Origin of the sequence: Pseudomonas sp. Snoq117.2, assembly GCF_900110545.1 — a bacterium.
GTDB classification, from domain to species: Bacteria; Pseudomonadota; Gammaproteobacteria; order Pseudomonadales; family Pseudomonadaceae; genus Chryseomonas; species Chryseomonas benzopyrenica.
This window is the reverse complement of record NZ_FOED01000039.1, coordinates 1-4503: the sequence shown is the minus strand read 5'-3', so window position 1 is coordinate 4503 and position 4503 is coordinate 1. Positions and strand designations below refer to the sequence as shown.

Below are 4503 nucleotides of genomic sequence, written 5' to 3'. Positions count from 1 at the left end.
GGCGTAAAGGAACGACGTTGCTTGGTCATCAGACACCTCTCTATGGCGAGCATTCTCGCCCTAAATGGGTGTCCGGAATCAGTAGACCACTACAGGGCCGCCACGCGCGGGCGACGGCATCACCACTCGTCTGGTCATAGCTCGATTTGTGGAACATACGTTCGTAGAACTAGACAGATGTCCCGTAAGCAGACGAATTCCCCTCATCGTCGCTTGAACAGGAGAGTCTAATGAAGGCCATCGTTTACAACGGGCCACGCGACGTGAGCGTGCAAAATGTCCCAGACGCCAAGATCGAAAAACCTACCGACGCCGTAGTGCGCATCACCACTACCAATATCTGCGGCTCTGATCTGCATATGTACGAGGGCCGCACCTCGATGGAGACGGGACGTGTTTTCGGTCACGAGAACCTCGGAGAAGTCATCGAAGTCGGCGCCGGCGTAGATCGCATCAAGATAGGTGATCGGGTATGTTTGCCATTTAATATCGGCTGCGGTTTCTGCGAAAACTGTGAAAAAGGTTTGACCGGTTTCTGCCTCACGGCCAACCCCGGCAGTGCTGGTGCTGCTTACGGGTTTGCCGATATGGGCTCATACCAGGGTGGTCAAGCAGAACTGCTGCGTGTGCCATATGCGGACTTCAATTGCCTGGTGCTGCCAGAGGATGCCCAAGAGAAAGAAAACGACTACGTCATGCTGTCAGACATATTCCCCACCGGATGGCATGCCACTGAACTGGCTGGCCTGATGCCGGGTGAAAGCATCGCCATTTACGGTGCAGGGCCAGTGGGCCTGATGGCAGCTCATGCCGCGATGATCAAAGGCGCCTCGCAAGTGTTCGTGGTCGACAACCATCCGGATCGATTGAAATTGGCCGCGCAGATGGGGGCCACGCCAATCAACTCCCTGGAGAAAGAGGCGGTTGATCAGATCCTCAACCTGACACACGGCAAAGGCACTGATCGAGGTTGTGAGTGTGTGGGGTACCAGTGCTGTGACAAACACGGCCATGAGGTCAATCACCTGACGATGAACAACCTGGTAGCTTCCACCAAGGCCACGGGTGGCATCGGCGTCGTCGGGGTGTTTGTTCCTCAGGATCCGGGCGCGAAAAATGAACTGGCGAAGGAAGGCAAAATGGCCTTCGATTTCGGCGCGTTCTGGTTCAAGGGCCAGCAGATACGCACCGGGCAAGCCAACGTCAAAGCCTATAACCGCAGGCTTGCGGAGCTGATCCATCACGACCGCGCCAAGCCTTCGCAGATCATCTCTCACAGCCTGAAATTGGCGGAAGGGCCCGATGCGTACAAGCATTTCGATGCGCGAGATGAGGGTTGGACAAAGGTCATTCTGAAGCCGGCAGCCTGATCGAACGGCTGTATGGATCTGACGCCCTGACGATATCGCCGGGCGTCAGCCCAAAGACCCGCCTACTCGCGCTTACAGTATGGCCGCTATGTATTTACCGACCACATACCACCTGTCGTCCGCTCGAAATGCGAGCGCGGTTGTTGCGCAAGATGATCAAGGGAAAAATGGTAAGCGTACTGACTTCGATGGTCGACCCGCTGCGCTTTCCGGGTAGGGAGATCGTCGACCTTTACAGTCAACGCTGGGAAATTGAGCTGGGCTATCGGGCGATCAAGCAGAGACTGCTGGGCGGCGAATATACCCTGAGAAGCAAGACGCCAGAGATGCGTCGCTCAAGAGCTATGGGGTGTGCTGCTGGGCTACAACCTTTTGCGCTACCAGATGGTACTGATGTCCAGGCAGTGTTCCGATGTGTACCCCTGCGAAATGAGTCTCACTGCCTGCAGTCGGGCCATCTTGGGGTTGCTGCATAGCACGTCACTGAACCATCCCGGCAACTTGCCAGGATTTCTGAGAGATTTGCAGGCATCAGCCGCTCGATATGTTTTACCCCATCGGCGACCTGATCGATGGTTCCCACGCGCAGTCGTTGGACATGCTGTCGAAACGACACATAGACGGCCCCTCGTGCGAATTGAGACTCGCACGGGTCCCCATGTTCATTTGTCAAGGCTAAGTAGAGATGTCGCTCTGGCAGCTAAGTAAAAATGTCATTGATAGTTGGTTCCTGGCTCTGCATTTCTGAGAGTTAGATAAGCGCGTCACGTGCGCAGACTGGTCCGTCGCGTGAAGGTCAGGATGAATGCCGTTCGACCTCTTTGGGATGTACAGTAGATCGTGCCACCATGCGCCGTCATCAGCGACCGGGCTATGGCTAACCCGAGCCCCGCATTGCCATCACCTTCGCGACGTGCTGGATCCACCCGATAGAACCGGTCGAAAATCCTCGACAAGTGCTCCGATGGAATCTCGGGGCCGGGGTTTTCTACCCGAAGCTCTACACGGCTGCCATAGTCCTGGATGTGGACCCCAATCGTCTCCCCGGAAGGGGTATAGCGCAGGGCATTGGACAGCAGGTTCGACACGACACGGTCGACCATCACGCTGTCCGCGAAGATTGATGCCCTTCCCGATGCCCTGAGCTGGATCCCCTTGTCCTCGGCCAGAAGTTCGTAGTACCCGAACAGCTTGCTTATGACCCTACCTAGGTCCAGCTCGACCGGCTCGGGCACGATCAGCCCGTTGTCGGACTTGGCCAGGAACAGCATGCCGTCGATGATTCCCGACAGACGATTGAGCTCTTCCAGGTTGGAGGTCAGGTTCTCCTCGTACACGTCCGAGTCCCGCTTTTTGGCCAGGATCACCTCAGTATGAGTTCGCAGGTTGCTGATCGGAGTTCGTAGCTCATGCGCGATGTCGGCAGAGAAATTCGATAGCCGCATGAACGAATCGTCCAGGCGACCAAGCATTGAATTGAAAGCAATGATGAGCTCGCGCAACTCATCGGGCACGGGCTCCAAAGGAATGCGTTCCTTCAAAGAACCTGCGGACATCGAGGCGGCTGTCTGGGTCACCTTGGCCACCGGCCGCAGCCCACTCTTGGCGACCAGCCAACCGAGTGCGGCACTCAGCACAGTGCTGGCTATCAGTACGCCCCAAAACCAACGCTCCAGCATGGCGAAGAAATGCATATGCGTCGTGACGTCCAAGACCAGCCACAAGGTGAGTGGAGCAGTGGTCTCCGACCACGAGACCGGCGCCTTCAAGGCCCTGAACATGTGTCGGTCGCTTTCCCACTCCCACACGCCATCGTGCTCGGTCGCCTGAGCAAGGGATGGCACCGCTGACCTGGGAGGCTCCGCAAAAAAGATGCTTCCGTCAGCCTGGAGAAACACCGCGCTGAGCTCGGAATGTGCTCCCAGCAGCGTATGCCAGCGAATCTTAAGCTGGTCCGAATTCGCGCCGGGCTCTTGAGCAATCTGGGTGATCGCTTCCAGCTTTTCTTCCAGCACCTGGGCATCCAACGCACGAAAATGGTGGCGACTCAGCTCGTTGAAAGCGATGCCCACGATGATGAGGACAGCGACGACCGCGACCACAAACATGAGGCTCAGGCGGAAGGTAAGTGAACCTGGCTTCATCCTTCGTCCTGCACGTCTAGCCTGTAGCCCATACCACGGCAGGTATGGAGTAATTTCGACTCGAAGTCATCGTCGATCTTGGCCCGCAACCGCCGGATTGCTACCTCGATGACATTAGTGTCGCTCTCGAAGTGCATGTCCCAGACCTGGGCAGCAATGAAGGATTTGGAAAGCACCTCGCCGCGCCGGCGCATCAGCAGCTCCAGCAAGGCAAACTCCTTGGTCGTAAGGTCGATTCGGGTACCGCCTCGTGTAACACGGCGCGTGAGCAGATCGACCTGCAGGTCTCCGATCTGCAGGCTGGTCTGCACTGGCAGGCTGCCGCTTCTGCGCCTTAGCAGCGTTCGAACTCGCGCGAGCAGCTCTGAAAAGGCGAACGGCTTGACCAGGTAGTCATCAGCGCCCAGCTCCAACCCTTTGACTCGGTCATCTACCCCATCCCGTGCCGTCAGAAACAGCACCGGTACTGAGAGGCCGGCAGCACGCAGGCGCCTGACGACGTCCCAGCCATCAAGGCCTGGCATCATCACGTCTAGAATCAACAGGTCATAGGCTTCGGTCTGCACCTGATCTAGGGCATCCGCTCCAGTGACCACCCGATCCACCGTGAAGCCAGCCTCTCGGAGACCCTGCTGTAGATAGATGCCGGTCTTGGGTTCGTCTTCAGCTACCAGCAGCTTCATGCACCATCCTCGGCTACACGATCATTTCGGGACGGCACTACGGGACCTGGGGGCTTCACATTCCCGCCTCCATGTCAGGAGATAGCGTACCGAGCCAAGCGATCAGTCCTAGCACCAAAATGGCGGAGCCTAGCTCCAGTGCCATGCTGTAACGGATAGACCGTGCCGCACGCGTGTAATCGCCTTGGTGAACTGCTTGCTCCAATGCCGCGCTCAAGAGAAAGCGGTTGGCCGAAGCCAGCCCGATCATCACGACGAAAAGGCCCAGTTTGCCCAGCAGCAGCAGGCCATAGGTGCTTTGTGCCA

Annotated in this window: 5 protein-coding genes; 2 read left to right on the top strand and 3 right to left on the bottom strand. The window is 57.3% G+C overall.

Annotation, left to right across the window (positions count from 1 at the left end; genetic code table 11):
• Nucleotides 1–230 precede the first annotated feature (230 nt).
• Together BMZ43_RS25840 and BMZ43_RS27050 are read left to right on the top strand one after the other, a co-directional pair.
• The gene (locus BMZ43_RS25840) at nt 231–1370 is read left to right on the top strand and encodes a glutathione-independent formaldehyde dehydrogenase (RefSeq protein ID WP_093257841.1); all 1140 of its coding nucleotides are present in this window, start codon (nt 231–233) and stop codon (nt 1368–1370) included.
• Between the two features lie 152 nt (nt 1371–1522).
• Nucleotides 1523–1846 (top strand): transposase, encoded by a 324-nt coding sequence (locus BMZ43_RS27050; RefSeq protein ID WP_371913906.1) that lies wholly within the window; start codon nt 1523–1525, stop codon nt 1844–1846.
• 288 nt (nt 1847–2134) lie between these two features.
• Here the strand turns inward: BMZ43_RS27050 and BMZ43_RS25830 are convergent, their stop codons facing one another.
• The 3 genes from BMZ43_RS25830 to BMZ43_RS25820 all read right to left on the bottom strand — a co-directional run.
• Entirely contained in the window at nt 2135–3514 is a 1380-nt protein-coding gene (locus tag BMZ43_RS25830) for a heavy metal sensor histidine kinase (RefSeq protein WP_093257838.1), read from the bottom strand.
• Nucleotides 3511–4197, bottom strand: coding sequence for a heavy metal response regulator transcription factor (locus BMZ43_RS25825; protein ID WP_093257835.1), 687 nt, complete (start codon nt 4195–4197; stop codon nt 3511–3513). Before BMZ43_RS25825 ends, BMZ43_RS25830 begins: the two co-directional genes overlap by 4 nt.
• Before the next feature lie 55 nt (nt 4198–4252).
• A partial coding sequence (locus tag BMZ43_RS25820; protein WP_177344872.1) for a CopD family protein occupies nt 4253–4503 on the bottom strand: 251 nt, incomplete at its 5' end.

What these genes read in the sequence shown, in the direction of transcription:
- BMZ43_RS25840 (WP_093257841.1), top strand. Translation starts at nt 231, where the DNA reads ATGAAGGCCATCGTTTACAACGGGCCACGCGACGTGAGCGTGCAAAAT.
- BMZ43_RS27050 (WP_371913906.1), top strand. Translation starts at nt 1,523, where the DNA reads ATGATCAAGGGAAAAATGGTAAGCGTACTGACTTCGATGGTCGACCCG.
- BMZ43_RS25825 (WP_093257835.1), bottom strand. Translation starts at nt 4,197, where the DNA reads ATGAAGCTGCTGGTAGCTGAAGACGAACCCAAGACCGGCATCTATCTA.
- BMZ43_RS25830 (WP_093257838.1), bottom strand. Translation starts at nt 3,514, where the DNA reads ATGAAGCCAGGTTCACTTACCTTCCGCCTGAGCCTCATGTTTGTGGTC.